The organism is Cupriavidus sp. CuC1 (assembly GCF_044627735.1).
Lineage (GTDB): Bacteria > Pseudomonadota > Gammaproteobacteria > Burkholderiales > Burkholderiaceae > Cupriavidus > Cupriavidus ulmosensis.
This window is the reverse complement of the sequence record NZ_JBIUHC010000130.1, coordinates 12,419-28,886: the sequence shown is the minus strand read 5'-3', so window position 1 is coordinate 28,886 and position 16,468 is coordinate 12,419. Positions and strand designations below refer to the sequence as shown.

The window sequence follows — 16,468 nt, the reverse complement described above, 5'->3', positions numbered from 1 at the left end:
TGCTCGGACATGTGGAAGCCCTACCTTGAGATGATAGCGCTGCATTGCCCCAATGCGCTGAATATCCTGGACCGCTTCCACATCGTTGCGAAGATGAATAAGGCCATCGATGAGGTCCGCGCTGAAGAATCACGCCGCATGGTCCGCGATGGATACGAGCCGGTGCTCAAGAAGTCCCGCTGGTGCCTGCTCAAACGCCCGGAAAACTTGACCGACAAACAGCGACTGCGCATGCGTGACTTGTTGCAGTACAACCTGCGCACCGTACGCGCCTGGCTGCTCAAAGAGGAATTCCAGCAGCTTTGGGATTACATCTCACCGGACTGGGCCGGAAAATTAGTGGTGCACTCAGGTGATGCGCTCGCGCATCGAACCCATGAAGAAGTTCTCCCGCACCGTGCGTGCCCACCGTGAGCTGATCCTCAACTACTTCCGTGCGCGCAAGCAGTTCTCCAGCGGAGTCGTCGAGGGTCTGAACAACAAGGCCAAAGTCACCATGAGAAAATCATACGGATTCCGAACCTTCCGGGCGACGGAAATCGCGCTATATCATGCACTTGGGAGCCTTCCCGAGCCTTCGTCAACCCACACATTTGTCTGACGAACCTCATTTTCCATGGCGACAAAGCCAAGGTTGCCGTTGTTGAAGATCACCACCTTGACCGGCAGGTTGTGCTGGCGCAGCGTGAGCAGGTCGCCAAGCAGCATCGAGAATCCGCCGTCACCGCACATGGCCACCACCTGCCGCTGTGGAAACAACGACTGCGCGCCGATGGCCTGCGGCAAGGCATTGGCCATGGCCGCAACTGCCGGCGCAAACCGCCAGCTTGCCGCTCAGGTGCGCCTCGGCGCCCGCGGCGAACGCCGCGACTTCCTCGTGCCGCACGTGGATCCAGTCGATGGTGTTCTTGCGGCGCAGCGAGTCCGTCAGGCCGTTGAGCGAATCGCCGACAAGCCCGTAGATGCGCTGCACGCCGGCCACCGTCAGGATGTCGGCCACTGTCATTCCAGCCATCGGTTTTCTCCTGGTAGGAGTGAGCGCGTCATGTCGGCGCCGTGCAAGCACTGTGGAAGATACATGTCGCGCGGGGAGCTGGACGGCTAACTGGACGCGCACAATGTGTCAATCAAGGGGCACGAGCCGGTGCAGCCATTGGCGTGGCATTGCCCGATCAACCTGTGCAGGTCGGTACGCAGCGCCTGCAACTCCAGCAGCCGCGCTTCCACCGCCTGGAGCTTGCGCTCGGCCAGCGTGCGCGCGGTCCCGCACGTGCTACCGTCATTGAGTTGCAGCAAGGCGCGGATTTCATCCAGCGTGAATCCAAGCGCCTGGGCTCTGCGGATGAAGATCAGCCGCCGCAGGCTTTCACGTGGATATTGCCGGATGGCGCCAGGCGCTCGCTGTGGGACCGGCAAGAGGCCGCACCGGTGGTAGTAGCGCACCGTTTCCACGCCCACATTTGCCGCCTTGGCCACCTGCCCGATCGTCAGTGTCGATGCCATCGCTTGACTCCGTACCTGAGTACGCACCTAGACTACGTGCAAGCTGGCCTTAAGGGAAGGGGATGGGCAAAGTCCTGCTGCACTCGATCATCACCTGTCCACATTGCGGACACCGGCGCGCCGAGAACATGCCCACCGACGCGTGCCAGTGGTTCTATGCGTGCGAGCGCTGCAACGCCGTGCTCAAACCCAAGCCCGGGGACTGCTGCGTGTTCTGCTCCTATGGCGATACCCGCTGCCCGCCGCGCCAGCAAGAACCTGGCCAGCGCAAGCGATGCTTCGCGCCTGCTCCCTGACCCCTCATCGCCCCCCTCGCACCATGCTATGTCCAAGCTGCAGGAAATCTGACTTGTCAGCGACAACGCTGGAGATAAACGGGCCCGAGGTGGGCGCGTCCATCCTCCTGACCGTGCTCAAGTGCCCCGCGTGCAGCGAAGGGGTGATTGCGGAAAACGAGCTTCAACGGATCTTGCGCAAAGCCCGCGAGCCGGCCGGGAGCAGCCAGCCGGGTCCTGCCTTGCGGCCGCGGGAGTCCGGCGCTGGCCACTGACCCTCACTGACCCTGGCACGGGCCCGCAGCTCACATCCGCGCCCTCTGCCTGCCCTTGAGCGCACTGCGCAGGTAGTCTGCCAGCGCCACCACATTGCCCGGTGTGGCGGATTCCCGTTTCCACACCAGCCCCACGTCCATCGACGGCACCTTGTCGGCAATCCCGCGCCGCACAATCCGCTGCCCCTCCAGCGACCAGGGCCGGTAAACCAGGTCGGACAGGATGGCGATCCCGCGACCGGCCGCGACCAGGCTGCGCACCGCCTCGATCGAGCAGCTCTGGTAGCGGACCTGGGGCGCCAGGCCATATTGCCCCCAGTATTTGCCGACCGTGGCGATATGCTCGTCCATGTCGAGCAGGATGTAGTCATGCCGTGCCACGTCCGCCAGGGCGATGCGGTCCGCCATCATCAGCGGGTGCTCGGGGTGGCCCCATAGCTGCCTTGGCGAGCGCAGCAGCGTCTCGCACGTGACGTGGTCGAGTCCGGGCAGGTTCGAGACCAGGAGCAGGGCAATATCGATCTCGCCACGCAAGATGCCCCGCTCGATGTCATGGCGCTCCCGCTCCAGCACCTCAAGCCGGAGCCCGGGAAACTTTCGCTCGATGGATGCCAGCAGGCCGGGCAGCACGTAGGCCGTGATGGTCTCCGTCACGCCCATGCGCACCGTGCCTTTGATATCGACCGGCGCCACGCTGACGGCTTCCACCGCATCCAGCACGGCGTCCTCGATCTGCTGCGCATGCCGCAGGAAACGCGTACCGGCCTCGGTAAGGCGCACGCCGCCGGCATGCCGGGCAAACAACCGCACACCCACCGCCTCCTCCAGGGTCTTCAGCGAGGCCGTCATGGACGACTGCGAGACATGGCAACGAAGCGCCGCGCGCGACACCTGCCCGGTCTCGGCAATCGCCACGAAATGCTGCAGTTGCTTCAAAGTTGGGAGCATCGATTTTTCCGATATTGCTATGTCGAAATTATGAATTAGAAATACTTCCCCATGCTAGCTAGCATCCAGTCAAGAGACAAGATGCGGTGACAACCATGATCCAGGAAGATAAGCGCGGCTACTGCACGTTGTGCCGCTCCCGATGCGGCACGGTCAACGTAGTGGCCAACGATGCGCTGATCGCCGTGCGCCCGGATCCCTCGCATCCGACGGGCAAGGCGATGTGCATGAAAGGCAAATCCGCGCCGGAACTGGTCCATAGCGCGGACCGTGTCCTGTACCCGATGCGCCGGACCAACCCCAAGACCGATGCCGATCCCGGCTGGCAGCGCATCAGCTGGGAGGCGGCCCTGGCCGAGGTCGCGCAGCGCATGCTGCAGGCCAGGCGCGAGGGTGGTGCCGAGTCGGTGGCCTTTGCCGTCACCACGCCGAGCGGCACGCCGCTGTCGGACAGCATCGACTGGATCGAGCGGTTTATCCGGCTCTTTGGCAGCCCTAACACCTGCTACGCCACGGAAATCTGCAACTGGCACAAGGACTACGCGCACGCCTTCACCTTCGGCTGCGGCATGCCGACCGCGGATTACCGCAACGCGGAGCTCATCGTGCTGTGGGGCCATAACCCGACCAATACCTGGCTGTCGCAGGCCGAGGCGATTGGCGCCGGCCGGGCCGCCGGGGCGAAGCTGCTGGTGGTGGACCCCAGGGAAACGGCGCTGGCGAGCCAGGCGGAGCAATGGCTGCGCGTGCGGCCGGGCACGGACGCCGTGCTCGCCCTGGCGATCGCCAACCTGCTGATCGAAGCCAATGCATTCGACCTCGGCTTCTTGCGGCAATGGACCAATGGCCCCTTGCTGGTGCGCAGCGACAACGGGCGCTTCCTGCGTGGCCGCGACGTGGGGCTGGCCGATGGCGATGCCTACCTGGTCTGGGATGCCCATGCCGGGCAGGCCCGGCCGTCGTCGACGCTGGCCGGTGGGGACAACGAGCGGGTTGCGCTAAGAGGCACGTTCGAGGTGAGCCACGCCACGGCCACGCTCGCGTGCCGCCCCGCCTTCGACCTTTACGCCAGCGAATGCGCCCGCTATCCGGCCGACGTGGCCGCCGCGCTGACCTGGGTGGCGGAGGCGGATATCCGCCATGCGGCCAGCCTGTTCGGCGCGGCCAGGCGCGTGGCCTATCACGCCTGGTCCGGCGTGGGCCAGCACGACAACGCCACCCAGACGGACCGGGCAATCGCCTGCCTCTACGCCTTGACCGGCAGCTTCGACAAGCTGGGCGGCAACCGCATCTATCAAAAGCCGCCGTACAACCCGGTCAGCAGTTTCGACCTGCTGCCGCCAGCGCAGAAGAGCAAGGCGCTAGGCCATGACGCGAGGCCGCTCGGCCCGCCCGCGCAGGGATGGGTCACCGCGCGCGACCTTTACCGGGCCATCCTGCACGCGCAGCCTTATGCCATACGCACCCTGGTGGCATTCGGCACCAACCCCCTGCTCTCGCAAGCCGATGTGGAAGACGGCGAGCGCGCCCTGCGCAGCCTGGACTTCTACGTGCATTGCGATTTGTTCGAGACGCCCAGTTCCCGTTACGCCGATATCCTGTTGCCGGTCAACACGCCGTGGGAGCGCGAAGGCCTGCGCATCGGCTTCGAAATCTCCGCCGAGGCCGAGCAACTGGTGCAACTGCGCCAGCGCATGGTGTCGCCGCGCGGCGAGTCGCGCTCGGACAATGACATCGTGTTCGGCCTTGCCGTCAGGCTGGGCATGTCGGAAGCGTTCTTCGGCGGCAGCCTGGAGGCAGGATGGAATCATATGCTCGCCCCTTCCGGCCTGACCGTGGGCCAGTTGCGTGAGCAGCCGGAAGGCATCCGCGTACCCGTTGCAGACGTGGAGCGCAAGTATGCGAGCCGGCCGCGCGAGCGCGCTTTCCATACACAAACGGGGCTGGTCGAGCTCTACTCCGAGCAGCTGCTGCGCCACGGCTATCCGCCACTGCCACGCGCCGGCCAGCAGCCCGAAGAGGCTGACGACGCAAACGGCCTGTCTGGCGATGCCTATCCCTTCGTCCTGACCTCGGCCAAAAGCGGCTACTACTGCCACAGCCAGCATCGCGGCCTGCCCTCGCTGCGGCGCCGCGCGTTGCAGCCCGAAGCGGAAATCCCGGCGGCGCTGGCAGCCGCGCGCGGCATTGCCAGCGGCGATGCGATCCGGGTGACCACGGCCATCGGCAGCGCAAGGTTTATCGCCAAGATCAGGGAGGGCCTGCATCCGCGCGTGGTGGTCGGGGAGTTTGGCTGGTGGCAGCGTTGTGATGGGCTTGGCCAAACCGCGCTGGATGCCACGGGCCCGGGCAACAGCAACTACAACGGCCTGATCGCAGCGGACAGCATCGACCCGGTCAGCGGCTCCGTGCCGCTGCGCGCCTACCGTTGCAATGTGGAGCGCGATCCCGCTTTTGACGTGGCGCGCCGCCGGTGGGACGGTTATCGCGCCTTCCGCGTTGCCAAACTCGTGAAGGAGGCCTTTGAGGTCACGTCGGTGTTCCTGGAACCCGCCGACGGCGGCGGCCTGCCGGACTTCCAGCCGGGCCAGCATGTGACGATCAAGCTCACCGTGCCACCCGCCGGCGAAGAAGTAGTGCGTTCGTATTCGCTTACCGGCCCCGCCGTCTTGCCGGGGCGGCGCGGCTACACCATCTCCGTGCGCCGCGCGGCGGGCCGGTCGGATACCGGCGAGGCCGTATTCGGGCGCGCCTCCTCGCATATCAACCTCTGCCTTGCGGTTGGCGATACGGTCGCCCTGCGCTCGCCATCCGGCACCTTTGTCATGCCGGTGCGCACCCGGCGGCCGCTGGTGCTGCTGGCCGGCGGGATCGGCATCACGCCGTTCATCTGCCTGCTCGAATCGCTGGCCGGCCTCGCCGATCCCCCGAAGATGCTGCTGCTGTACGCCAACCAGAACGGCGCGGCCCATGTTTTCCGGTCGCGCGTCCGGGCGCTGCGGCAAACCCTCCCGGGGCTGGAGGTCGTCAACTTCTATGACCGTCCGGCGGCATGCGACGTGCCCGGCGTCGACTACGACGTGGCCGGGCGCGTCAGCGCCGAGCATGTCCCAGCCAGGCTGCTCGGCCAGCGCCCGCTCTTCTACATGTGCGGCCCCGCGCCGATGATGACCGCCTTCGCCGATGCGCTTGCCGACCGCGGCGTGCCGAGCGCCGACATCTTCCGGGAAGTGTTCCGCTCGCCCGAGCGCATGGTCGCCGGGCCCGACCAGCAGTTCAACGTGGTGTTCGCCAGATCCGGCACCACCAGCACCTGGCGCTGCGCGGACGGACCCTTGCTGGGATTCGCCGAAAAACTCGGCCTGGCCTTGCCCAGCGGCTGCCGGGTCGGCCAGTGCGAGAGTTGCGCGGTGTCCATCGTGTCCGGCCGCATCCGGCACCTGCATGGCGAGGAACCTGAGGATGCCGGCGTGTGCCTGGCGTGCCAGGCCGTTCCCGCCAGCGACATCGTGCTGAATGCCTGATCGCACCCGGCGCTGCCGCCCTTCTTCCAACCCCACCCAAGCCAACATGTTGATACTCGACTCCGACACCACCCGCGCGCTGTTGCCGTTCGGCAAACTCGTGCCCGCTCTGCGCGACGCGCTTATCCGCGGCTGCGAGGTCCCGCAGCGCCACAGCCATGCCATCGATGCGCATGGCGCGGCGCCGGGAACGATGCTGCTGATGCCCTCGTGGCAAACCGGCGCCTACCTCGGCGTGAAGACCGTGACCATCTACCCCGGCAATACGCAGTCCGGGCTGCCGGGCTTGTACTCGACCTACCTGCTGCACGACGCGCGCACCGGCCAGCCGCTGGCCATGATCGATGGCAACGAGATCACGTCCCGGCGCACCGCCGCCGCGTCGGCGCTGGCGGCCTCCTATCTGAGCCGGAAGGAGGCGGCGTCGATGCTGGTGCTCGGCGCGGGCCGCGTCGCCAGCCTGTTGCCCCATGCCTATCGGGCCGTCAGGCCGATCGAGCGTGTTGCCGTCTGGGATATCAACGCGAGCCAGGGCGAAGCGCTGGCGGCACGGCTACAAGCCGACGGCTTCGACGCGCGCTTTGCCCCGACGATCGCCGCCGCCTGCGAAGACGCGGACATCGTGACCTCGGCCACGCTCTCCACCTTGCCGCTCGTGCAGCGCGCGTGGCTCAGGCCCGGCACCCACCTGGACCTGATCGGCGGCTTCACGCCGGCCATGCGCGAGGCCGACGACGACTGCTTCGATGCCACCTCCGTCTTCGTCGATACCAGCGAAGCCGTGCTCAAGGCCGGCGACCTGCTCCACCCGATCGGGGCTGGCGTGCTCATGGCGGCAGACATCCGGGCCATGCTCGCGGATCTGTGCCAGCAGCGCCATCCCGGCCGCACGAATGACACCGAGATCACCGTCTTCAAGGCTGTCGGCACCGCGCTGGAAGATCTCGCGGCCGCGGTCATGGCCTATGAAGGATTCGAAGGCTCGCACGGCACCACGCCGCGCGTAGAAGCCATGGCAATGTAAGGAGACAACCATGAAAAGCACCCCCCTATCGCTGGACACGCCGGACAACCCGGGCCGCGGCGGGCTGGAGCGGCTGGCCGTCAAGGTCACCGACTGGTCCGAGCGCTTGTTCCCCGACTCATACATCTTTGCCGCCATCGCTGTGATCGTCGTGGCGCTCGGCGCGATGGCCATCGGCGCGCCCACGCAAAGCGTGGCGCGGGCGTTTGGCGACGGCTTCTGGAGCCTGATCCCTTTCACCATGCAGATGGCGGTGGTGGCCATCTCGGGCTATGTGGTGGCGGCCTCGCCCCCGGCCTCCCTGCTGATCGAGCGGCTGGCCGCCCTGCCGCGCACCGCGCGCGGCGCCATCGCCTTCGTCGCGCTGGTAAGCCTGCTGACCTCGCTGCTCAACTGGGCCATCAGCCTGATCTTCAGCGGGCTGCTGGTGCGCGCCATGGCACGGCGCGCCGGGCTGCGCGTGGACTATCGCGCGGCCAGCGCCGCCGCCTACCTGGGGATGGGCGCCACGTGGGCGCTGGGACTGAGTTCGTCCGCGGCGCAGTTGCAGGCCAATCCCGCCAGCCTGCCCAAGTCGCTGCTGGATGTCACCGGCGTGATTCCGTTTTCGCAGACCATCTTCCTGTGGCAATCGATGGCAATGACGGCGGTACTGATCGCTGCCTCCTTGCTGGTGGCGTACTTTTCAGCGCCGGTGGGCGAGCGCGCGCGCACCGCGCAGGACATGGGCGTGGATCTCGACGATGCCGGCGACGGCATTGGCCGCCCTACGCGCCCCGGCGAATGGCTGGAATACAGCCCCTTGCTGACCCTGCTGATCGTCGCCCTCGGCGCCGGATGGCTGGTGCACGAATTCACCACCAAGGACCCGATCCTCGCGATCTCCAGCCTCAACACCTATAACTTCCTGTTCCTGATGCTCGGGATGCTGCTGAACTGGCGTCCCAAGCGCTTCCTGCGCGCGGTGGCCAGGTCCGTGCCGTCCACCGCTGGCGTGCTCATCCAGTTTCCGCTGTATGGCGGCATCGCGTTCATCCTCACCAAGGCAGCCGGCGTGGATGGCACGACGCTGTCGCACCATCTGGCATCGGCCTTTGTCTCGGTCGCCACCAAGGAATCGTTTTCCGCAGTGATGGGCGTCTATTCCGCCGTGCTGGGCTTCTTCGTGCCATCGGGCGGCGGCAAGTGGGTGATCGAAGCACCATACGTGATGCAAGCGGCCAACGAGCTGCAAGTCCACCTGGGCTGGGCCGTGCAGGTGTACAACGCCGCGGAGGCGCTGCCCAACCTGATCAACCCGTTCTGGATGCTGCCGCTGCTGGGCGTGCTGGGGATCCGGGCCAAGGACGTGGTCGGGTTCACCTTTACCCAGTTGCTGGTCCACGCGCCGCTTGTGCTGTTCATGCTGTGGGCGTTTGCGTCGACCTTGCCCTACCATCCGCCCGTGATGCCTTGATGCGCCTTGGCCAGCGTGGCCAAGGGATCCCGTTCCCGGTTTAAGATGCTGGTTTTCCGGCCGGCGCGACCGGCCAACTTCTCCCCTCCACTCTGCCAGCTGACACATGAAGAAGATCGCACTGCTACTTGCCGCCCTGGGAATGGCTTCCATCGCCCACGCTGCCGCCCCGGGCGCGGAAACCCTGCCGTCCGGCATGTCCATCCAGCACATCGTCAAGGGCACCGGCGCCACGCCCAAGGCCTCGGACGTGGTCAAGGTGCACTACCGTGGCACGTTGACTGACGGCACCGAGTTCGACAGCTCCTACAAGCGCGGCCAGCCGATCTCGTTCCCGCTGAACCGCGTCATCCCCTGCTGGACCGAAGGCGTGCAAAAGATGCAGGTCGGCGGCAAGGCCAAGCTGGTCTGCCCGGGGCCGACCGCCTACGGCGCGCGCGGCGTGCCCGGCACGATCCCGCCGAACGCCACGCTGAACTTTGAAGTCGAGTTGCTGGGCATCGGCAGCTGACGCGACGCGGCCTCACCGCTTTTCGCAACGCCCCGGCCTCCCGGCCGGGGCGTTACTTCGCCGGGCCAGACAAAGTCAACCCAAGCACATGCCACACCCACGGCCAGAAAAGTAAAGTCAAGAGGCTGCCCCGCCCGGCAGTGCTGCCAGTCTTACTCGTCAGCGCCGCCGGGCGCCATGGAGCGGCGCTTGCGCGTGACCACCAGGGGTGCCTGGGTGGAGTTGCCATCGGCCGACACGCGTGGCGTGCGCGGGCCTGCGCCGGGCGTGCGCGGGCCGGTGCCGGGCGGGCGCGAGCCGCCACCGGGAGGACGCGTGCCGGTATCCAGCTGGATAGTCGAGATGGCGCGCTTGTAGATGGTCTGCATGCCACCGGGTGTGCTGAGCATCACCACGAACGCGTCGAATGACTCGATGGAGCCGACGAGCCGGATGCCGCTGACCAGGTACACCTGTACACGCTTGCGCTCTTTGCGCGTGGTGTTCAGGAAGGAGTTTTGCGGGTTGGTGTCGTCAAGCTGCATGAGATATTGAGAATAAGGCAGACGAAGGGCTGCGAGGGAAAGATGGCTACTGCGGCGCAGCTTCGTCGGCGGTGCACCGATGCACAATATCGGTGCTCGCGCGCTAACGCAAGATGAATCACGCACGCCGGGATGGCGTCGCATCATGATTGCTTACAGTGGCTAGGCTTGCCATTCTAGCGCAAGCCGGATGCAGTTCCCCGCGCAAGGAGCGTGCCAACGCTTCCGCCGGCCCGGCTGCAGGCCACATGATTGCCCTGGGACAACCCGCCGGGCCGCCAGGCGAGCATCCTTTCGCGCCGGGCGCTTTGCCCTTAACATGTCCGCCCACGATCCAGCAGGCTCCCTCATGAAGCTCAACCAGCTCCGCGCCCTGGCCGCCGTTGCCGAAACCGGCAGCATCCAGGAAGCCTCGCGCATCCTTCACCTGACGCAGCCCGCGCTGAGCAAGGCCATCAAGGAGTTGGAGAGCAGCGTCGGCGCCACCTTGTTTGTGCGCTCCAGCAAGGGCGTGCAGTTGACACCCTACGGGCAGCGGCTGGTCTCGCATGCGCGGCTGATCAGCGAGAATGTGCGCCGCGCGCGCGAAGACCTGGAAGACATGAAAGGCACGGTGCAAAGCGAGATCACCGTGGGGGTGACGCCGGTCACGGCGCTGATGCGGCCGATGGCGGCCTGCCTGAGCACGTTTCGCCGCGAGTTTCCGAACGCCCGCCTGCGGGTGCTGGAGATGCGCCCGGCGCAGTTGCTGGAGCACCTGCGCGAGGGCACCATGGATTTCGCGGTGACCTCGCAATTGCTGCCGGCGGACCGCGGGCTGGACTGCACCCAGGTGTGCCGCCTGCCCACCGTGATCGCCGCGCGGCGTGGGCATCCGCTGCGCACGGCGCGTTCGGTGCGCGTGCTGCAGCAGGCGGACTGGGTGGCGCTGGATCCGCTGTCCGATGCCAGCTCGCCGTTTCATCAACTATTTGCAGGCAATGGCCTGGGCGTGCCGACGCGGGTGGTCGAATGCACATCGATGGCCCTGGCGCTGGACCTGTGCTGGCAGGTGGACACCCTGATCCTGCTTTCCAGCGAATCGCTTGGCAGCGAGTACATCACCGAGCGGATGGATTTCATCGAGGTCGCCGAGCCGGTGCCCGACCGCATCATCTCGCTGGTCACGCGCGACCGGCATGTGCTGACGTGGGCGGCAGCGCGCCTGCACGACGCCGTGCTGCAAGCGCTGGCGGGCCACTATCCGCCACCGGCCAACCCCGCCGCCCCATGAGCGGGCCCGCAAGCGCCGGCAATGTGCAGGCGGGCCAGGCAATGCCCCAGCCCTGCGCAGGCGCAGCATGATGCCAACCCACCCTCCGGACCAAAACCCATAACAATCAATTGGTACGGGCCATAACCAAATCGAAGGGCAATGAATACAAGCGAATTGCCCCACGCCGCGCGCCGCCTCGAAGATGGCACATCACACCGGTTCTGGTGTGGCATGCCAGGAGAGCGAGGCGATGGGATCGGAAGCCAGCGGGAATTGCAAAGGCACACGCGGTAAAACAGCGACACCGGCACCACCAACGGCGCCACCACCGGCTCGCCTTTCACGCGCTACGCCACGCATCTTCCTCTACCTGCGCGCCCGCCGGCCGGGTCTTCAGCAAGGCGCTCGCCAGCTACACCGTCACCTGGTGCCCGTCAGCCACCCCGGCGACGACCCCATGACCGCGGCCATCGGCATTGCGCACCGCTGTTAAACCCCGCGCGCCGCATCCGGCGGCCTGGCTGATTCCCAATGCTCATACCCATGAAAAAAAGCGAAGTGCTTATCTGCCGCGTGGCTCTTACCATGCCCCCACACCGAGAGCAACGGGGCCACGCCGCACCCATTGCCCATCTACCCCACCCGAGGAAGACAGCATGACCGTTGCCCACACCGCGCCAGGCCATCCGGCCGGCGCCGCGCCCGCCACCGGCGCCACTGCCGCCCGCCCGCATTCCCGACGCGCCATCGTTGCCGCCGCCATCGGCAACGGGCTGGAAATCTACGACTTCACCGTCTACAGCTTCTTTGCCGCCACCATCGGCAAACTGTTCTTCCCGTCCAGCAGCCCGCTGGCATCGCTGCTGCTGTCTTTCGCCACCTTTGGCGTCGGCTTCGTGATGCGCCCGCTGGGCGCCGTGCTGATCGGCAACCTGGCCGACCAGCGCGGCCGCAAGGCGGCGCTCACGCTCACCATCGTGCTGATGACGGTGGGCACGGCGCTGATCGCGCTCACGCCCACCCATGCCAGCATTGGCGTGGCCGCCACCGTGCTGGTGGTGATCGGCCGGCTGCTGCAAGGCTTGTCGGCTGGCGGGGAAATCGGCGCCGCATCCGCCCTGTTGCTGGAGACAGCCAACAAGCGCAACCGTTGCTTCCTGGTCAGTTGGCAAGCCGCCACGCAAGGCGGCGCCGCGCTGCTGGGCGCGCTGACGGGTGCCGCGGTCTCGGCCTCGCTCAGCCCCGAAGCCATGCTCGCGTGGGGCTGGCGCCTGCCGTTCATGCTGGGCCTGCTGATTGCGCCGGTTGGCATGTATATCCGCCGGCACCTGCAAGAAACCTACGAAGGCGGCAGCGCGCATGGCGGCGTGGGCAAGGTGTTCCGCGAGCATGGCCGCACGCTGCTGCTGGGCATGCTGCTGATGACTGGCAGCACCTCATCCATGTACATCATGGTGTTCTACATGCCCACCTACCTGGTGAGCGCGCTGCATATGCCGCCCGTCACCGCCTTCCTGGCGGCATGCACGGCCGGCGCTGCCATGCTGGTGATGGCGCCCTTGTTCGGGCTGCTGGCCGACCGGCTGCCGCGCCGCAAGCCGCTGCTGTTTGCCGGCGGGCTGACCTCCCTGGCGCTGGTGTATCCCAACTTCACGCTGCTGTCCTCCGGCCCCAGCCTTGCGCTCACCATGGCGCTGATCGGCGGCGCCGTTACCCTGATGTCGGTTGGCAGCGGCGCGGGTGCGGCCCTGATGATGGAAGCGTTGCCGCGCCACCATCGCGCCACCGGCATGTCGGTGATGTACAGCTTTGGCGTGACCGTGTTCGGCGGCTTCGCCCCGCTGATCGTGACCTGGCTGATCAGCGCCACCGGCAGCAACGTGGCGCCTGCCGGGTACCTGATGACGGCCTCCTGCATCAGCCTGGCCGCGCTGGCGCTGTTCCCCAGCCACCCCGGCCGCGACTGACGCGCGGCGCAAAACCCATCCCATCCGAACGCACGACCCACACCTTGCAGCCATGACCAAGCACCCAGGAAACATCCCGCTGGCACTGACCGAATCCGCCGAGCGCTTCGCCGAACTGCGCCATCGCATCCACGCCCATCCGGAACTCGGCGCCGACGTGCCACGCACGGCCGAGATGGCCGCCGCGCTGCTGCGCGAGTGGGGCTATAGCGTGCACAACGTGGGCGGCCACGGGCTGGTGGCGCAACTGAAGGTGGGCAACGGCGCGCGCGCCATCGGCATCCGCGCCGACATGGACGCGCTGCCGCTGCAGGAGCGCACCGGCCTGCCCTACGCCAGCCAGGTAGCAGGCCGCATGCACGCCTGCGGCCATGACGGCCACACCGCCACGCTGCTGGCCGCGGCCGAGTACCTGGCCGCCACGCGCAACTTCGACGGCACGCTCAACCTGATCTTCCAGCCCGACGAGGAAGGCATGACCGGCGCGCTCGCCATGATGAACGACGGCCTGTTCGAGCGTTTCCCCTGCGACGCGATCTACGCCTTCCACAACGCGCCCGGCCTGCCGGTAGGCATGGCGGTAGTGCAAAGCGGCCCGATGGGCGGCTCGTCGGACCGCGCCACCATCACCTTCCGCGGCAAGGGCGGCCACGGGGCCATGCCCCACCGCGCCACGGATCCCACGCTGGCCCTCGCATCTACCGTGGTGGCGCTGCAAGGCATCGTGGCGCGCAACGTGGCGCCGGTCGACGCAGCGGTGATCAGCGTGGGCCAGATGCAGGCCGGCAGCACCTACAACATCATTCCGGAGACCGCAGCGCTGAAACTGAGCGTGCGCGCTACCGTGCCGGAGGTACGAGACCTGCTGGAGACCCGCATCCGCGAGGTGGTGATGCACCAGGCCGCCTCCTGCGGCGTGGCGGTGGACATCGACTACGAGCGCCTGGCGCCCGCGATCTGCAATACCGTGGAAGAGACCGCCATCGCGCGGCAGGCCGTGGCCAGCGTGCTGGGCAGCGACAAGGTCATCCAGGTGCCGCCATCCATGCAGATGGGCAGCGAGGATTTTGCGTGGATGCTGGAGAAGATGCCGGGGTGCTATTTTGCGCTGGGCAATGGCACCGGCGAGTGGGTCGGCTGCTCGATCCACAACGACGGTTATGACTTCAATGACCAGTTGATTCCGTTGGGCGCGGCGTGTTGGGTGGCGTTGGCGCAGGGGTATTTGCGCGGGTGAGTATTTGCGGAACCTGCAATGTGGCCGGTTTGCTTTCCCATTTGTGGGAGAGCAAGCCGGGGGAGAGGGCAGGCGCTAGCTACGCCGTCGTGCTGGAAAAAACCATTGGCTCCGATTCCAGTGGCTCCTAGTCAAACCGCCCCTCTCCCCAACCCTCCCCCCGTGAGGGGAGAGGGAGTAACAGCCGTCGTCACTTCAAACGGCGTTGGTGCACTCGTCGGCTTCGGCCAAGGCACGTGGCCCTTACACGTCGATAGCCGCATCCGACTTGACCTTCTTGCGCAGCTCGAACTTCTGGATCTTGCCCGTCGAGGTTTTCGGCAGCGGCCCGAAGTAGACCGCCTTGGGCACCTTGAAGCCCGCCAGCAAGCTACGGCAATGGGCAATCAACTCCTCGGCCGTAGCACTCGCGCCATCCTTCAACTCGACAAAGGCGCACGGCGTCTCGCCCCATTTCGCATCCGGCTGGGCCACCACCGCCACCGCGAGCACGGCGGGATGGCGGTAGATCGCGTCCTCCACCTCCACGCTGGAGATGTTCTCGCCGCCGGAGATGATGATGTCCTTGCTGCGGTCCTTGATCTTGACGTAGCCGTCCGGCGTGCAGACGCCCAGGTCGCCGGTATGGAACCAGCCGCCGGCAAACGCCTCGCGCGTGGCCTTCTCGTTCTTGAGGTAGCCCTTCATGCAGATGTTGCCGCGGAACATGATCTCGCCGATTTCCTCGCCGTCCGAGGCCACCGGCAGCATGGTGACCGGGTCCAGCACCGCCACCTCCGTCTGCAGGTGATAGCGCACGCCCTGCCGTGCCTTCTTGGTGGCGCGGTCTTCTTGCGACAGGCCGGCCCAGTCGGCCTGCTCGGCGCAGACCGCGGCCGGGCCGTAGGTCTCGGTCAGGCCATAAACGTGGGTCAGCTCGAAGCCCATGGCCTCCATCTGCGCCAGCACCGCGGCCGGCGGCGGCGCGCCCGCCACCATGCCGCGCACCGGGCCGCGCAAGCCCTCGCGCCAGGCCGGCTGGGCGTTGACCAGCGCCGTGTGCACGATTGGCGCGGCGCAATAGTGCGTCACGCCCTCCTCGCGCATCAGGTCGAACACCAGCTTGGGCTCGAACTTGCGCAGGCAAACGTTGACGCCGGCGCGCGCCGCGATGGTCCACGGGAAGCACCAGCCGTTGCAGTGGAACATCGGCAGCGTCCACAAGTACACCGCGTGCTTGGGCAGGTCCCACTCCAGGATGTTGGAGATGGCGTTGATGGCCGCGCCACGATGGTGATAGACCACGCCCTTGGGGTCGCCGGTGGTGCCCGAGGTGTAGTTGAGCGCAATCGCATCCCACTCGTCGGCGGGCATCTGCCAGGCGAATTCGGGGTCGCCCGAGGCCAGCAGGCGCTCGTAGTCGGTCTCGCCGAAGGCCGGGGCGTCCTGCGGGCCCAGCGCATCCACCACGGCCACCACCTTCAGCCCGGGGATCTCGTTGGCGATCTCCCGCGCCAGGTCGGCAAACTCGGTATCGGCCAGCAGCACCCGCGCTTCGCCATGGCGCAGCATGAAGATCAGGTTGGAGGCATCGAGGCGGATATTCAGCGCGTTGAGCACCGCGCCCGCCATCGGCACCCCGAAGTGCGCCTCCACCATGGCAGGCGTGTTAGGCAGCAAGGCGGCAACGGTATCGCCCTTGCCCACCCCCAGGCGCGCCAGTCCGCTGGCCAGGCGCCGCGCGCGCGCATAGGTGTCGCGCCAGTTCTGGCGCACCGGCCCGTGCACGATGGCCAGGCGGTCGCCATACACGTCGGCGGCGCGCGCCAGGAAATCGATGGGGGTCAGGGGAACGTGATTGGCCGGGTTCTTGCCCAGGCCGGTGTCGAAATCGCTTGGCATTGCCGTAGTCTCCGCATGCGCCGGCTGTGCGGGTCCTGGCCCTCAGGATGCGCCTCGCGCCGCCGGTCGCTGTTACTTTTCGCTGTGC

General features: G+C 66.8%; 14 protein-coding genes and 2 pseudogenes. 10 read left to right on the top strand and 6 right to left on the bottom strand.

The annotated features are described in order from the left end of the window. On the top strand, positions 1–414 hold a 414-nt coding region (locus ACGLHR_RS38345), incomplete at its 5' end, for a transposase (protein WP_400100653.1). Beyond that, complete coding sequence (locus tag ACGLHR_RS38340) at positions 356–601, top strand: transposase (protein WP_400100651.1); 246 nt, start codon at positions 356–358, stop codon at positions 599–601. The genes ACGLHR_RS38345 and ACGLHR_RS38340, both read left to right, overlap by 59 nt. Before the next feature lie 11 nt (positions 602–612). Here ACGLHR_RS38340 and ACGLHR_RS38335 read toward each other — a convergent pair. The 3 genes and pseudogenes from ACGLHR_RS38335 to ACGLHR_RS38325 form a co-directional block, all read right to left on the bottom strand. Further along, a pseudogene (locus ACGLHR_RS38335) lies at positions 613–801 on the bottom strand (thiamine pyrophosphate-dependent enzyme); the annotation flags it as partial. After that, positions 794–1,015 (bottom strand): annotated as a pseudogene (locus ACGLHR_RS38330) (thiamine pyrophosphate-binding protein); the annotation flags it as partial. The pseudogenes ACGLHR_RS38335 and ACGLHR_RS38330, both read right to left, overlap by 8 nt. Positions 1,016–1,101: 86 nt before the next feature. Beyond that, the gene (locus ACGLHR_RS38325) at positions 1,102–1,503 is read right to left on the bottom strand and encodes a MerR family DNA-binding protein (RefSeq protein ID WP_400100649.1); all 402 of its coding nucleotides are present in this window, start codon (positions 1,501–1,503) and stop codon (positions 1,102–1,104) included. 62 nt (positions 1,504–1,565) lie between these two features. On the opposite strand from ACGLHR_RS38325, the gene ACGLHR_RS38320 reads away from it, so the two are divergent. Continuing rightward, positions 1,566–1,799, top strand: a complete 234-nt coding sequence (locus ACGLHR_RS38320) for a GDCCVxC domain-containing (seleno)protein (protein ID WP_400100647.1) — start codon at positions 1,566–1,568, stop codon at positions 1,797–1,799. A 284-nt stretch (positions 1,800–2,083) separates the two neighbouring features. Here the strand turns inward: ACGLHR_RS38320 and ACGLHR_RS38315 are convergent, their stop codons facing one another. Further along, entirely contained in the window at positions 2,084–3,001 is a 918-nt protein-coding gene (locus tag ACGLHR_RS38315; RefSeq protein WP_400100645.1) for a LysR family transcriptional regulator, read from the bottom strand. Between the two features lie 95 nt (positions 3,002–3,096). On the opposite strand from ACGLHR_RS38315, the gene ACGLHR_RS38310 reads away from it, so the two are divergent. The 4 genes from ACGLHR_RS38310 (at position 3,097) to ACGLHR_RS38295 (ending at position 9,516) form a co-directional block, all read left to right on the top strand. Further along, entirely contained in the window at positions 3,097–6,525 is a 3,429-nt protein-coding gene (locus ACGLHR_RS38310) for a molybdopterin-dependent oxidoreductase (protein WP_400100644.1), read from the top strand. A 46-nt stretch (positions 6,526–6,571) separates the two neighbouring features. Further along, positions 6,572–7,549: an ornithine cyclodeaminase family protein gene (locus tag ACGLHR_RS38305; RefSeq protein WP_400100642.1), complete on the top strand. Its 978-nt coding sequence runs from the start codon at positions 6,572–6,574 to the stop codon at positions 7,547–7,549. 10 nt (positions 7,550–7,559) lie between these two features. Further along, entirely contained in the window at positions 7,560–9,005 is a 1,446-nt protein-coding gene (locus tag ACGLHR_RS38300) for a short-chain fatty acid transporter (RefSeq protein ID WP_400100640.1), read from the top strand. Positions 9,006–9,111: 106 nt separating this feature from the next. Further along, entirely contained in the window at positions 9,112–9,516 is a 405-nt protein-coding gene (locus ACGLHR_RS38295) for an FKBP-type peptidyl-prolyl cis-trans isomerase (protein ID WP_400100638.1), read from the top strand. 152 nt (positions 9,517–9,668) lie between these two features. On the opposite strand, the gene hfq is transcribed toward ACGLHR_RS38295, so the two are convergent. Next, positions 9,669–10,040, bottom strand: a complete 372-nt coding sequence (hfq, locus tag ACGLHR_RS38290) for an RNA chaperone Hfq (protein ID WP_400100636.1) — start codon at positions 10,038–10,040, stop codon at positions 9,669–9,671. A 349-nt stretch (positions 10,041–10,389) separates the two neighbouring features. On the opposite strand from hfq, the gene ACGLHR_RS38285 reads away from it, so the two are divergent. The 3 genes from ACGLHR_RS38285 (at position 10,390) to ACGLHR_RS38275 (ending at position 14,499) form a co-directional block, all read left to right on the top strand. Continuing rightward, positions 10,390–11,313, top strand: a complete 924-nt coding sequence (locus ACGLHR_RS38285; RefSeq protein WP_318236943.1) for a LysR substrate-binding domain-containing protein — start codon at positions 10,390–10,392, stop codon at positions 11,311–11,313. 638 nt (positions 11,314–11,951) lie between these two features. Continuing rightward, a complete protein-coding gene (locus ACGLHR_RS38280; RefSeq protein WP_400100634.1) occupies positions 11,952–13,262 on the top strand; it encodes an MFS transporter in 1,311 nt (436 codons plus the stop codon). A gap of 52 nt (positions 13,263–13,314) precedes the next feature. Beyond that, positions 13,315–14,499 (top strand): M20 aminoacylase family protein, encoded by a 1,185-nt coding sequence (locus tag ACGLHR_RS38275; protein ID WP_400100632.1) that lies wholly within the window; start codon positions 13,315–13,317, stop codon positions 14,497–14,499. A 243-nt stretch (positions 14,500–14,742) separates the two neighbouring features. Here ACGLHR_RS38275 and ACGLHR_RS38270 read toward each other — a convergent pair whose 3' ends face one another. Continuing rightward, complete coding sequence (locus ACGLHR_RS38270) at positions 14,743–16,380, bottom strand: acyl-CoA synthetase (protein WP_400100631.1); 1,638 nt, start codon at positions 16,378–16,380, stop codon at positions 14,743–14,745. Positions 16,381–16,468: the final 88 nt, after the last annotated feature.

Excerpts from the sequence above, each read along its gene's own strand:
- ACGLHR_RS38340 (WP_400100651.1), top strand. The coding sequence starts at position 356 with ATGCGCTCGCGCATCGAACCCATGAAGAAGTTCTCCCGCACCGTGCGT.
- ACGLHR_RS38325 (WP_400100649.1), bottom strand. The coding sequence starts at position 1,503 with ATGGCATCGACACTGACGATCGGGCAGGTGGCCAAGGCGGCAAATGTG.
- ACGLHR_RS38320 (WP_400100647.1), top strand. The coding sequence starts at position 1,566 with ATGGGCAAAGTCCTGCTGCACTCGATCATCACCTGTCCACATTGCGGA.
- ACGLHR_RS38315 (WP_400100645.1), bottom strand. The coding sequence starts at position 3,001 with ATGCTCCCAACTTTGAAGCAACTGCAGCATTTCGTGGCGATTGCCGAG.
- ACGLHR_RS38310 (WP_400100644.1), top strand. The coding sequence starts at position 3,097 with ATGATCCAGGAAGATAAGCGCGGCTACTGCACGTTGTGCCGCTCCCGA.
- ACGLHR_RS38305 (WP_400100642.1), top strand. The coding sequence starts at position 6,572 with ATGTTGATACTCGACTCCGACACCACCCGCGCGCTGTTGCCGTTCGGC.
- ACGLHR_RS38300 (WP_400100640.1), top strand. The coding sequence starts at position 7,560 with ATGAAAAGCACCCCCCTATCGCTGGACACGCCGGACAACCCGGGCCGC.
- ACGLHR_RS38295 (WP_400100638.1), top strand. The coding sequence starts at position 9,112 with ATGAAGAAGATCGCACTGCTACTTGCCGCCCTGGGAATGGCTTCCATC.
- hfq (WP_400100636.1), bottom strand. The coding sequence starts at position 10,040 with ATGCAGCTTGACGACACCAACCCGCAAAACTCCTTCCTGAACACCACG.
- ACGLHR_RS38285 (WP_318236943.1), top strand. The coding sequence starts at position 10,390 with ATGAAGCTCAACCAGCTCCGCGCCCTGGCCGCCGTTGCCGAAACCGGC.
- ACGLHR_RS38280 (WP_400100634.1), top strand. The coding sequence starts at position 11,952 with ATGACCGTTGCCCACACCGCGCCAGGCCATCCGGCCGGCGCCGCGCCC.
- ACGLHR_RS38275 (WP_400100632.1), top strand. The coding sequence starts at position 13,315 with ATGACCAAGCACCCAGGAAACATCCCGCTGGCACTGACCGAATCCGCC.
- ACGLHR_RS38270 (WP_400100631.1), bottom strand. The coding sequence starts at position 16,380 with ATGCCAAGCGATTTCGACACCGGCCTGGGCAAGAACCCGGCCAATCAC.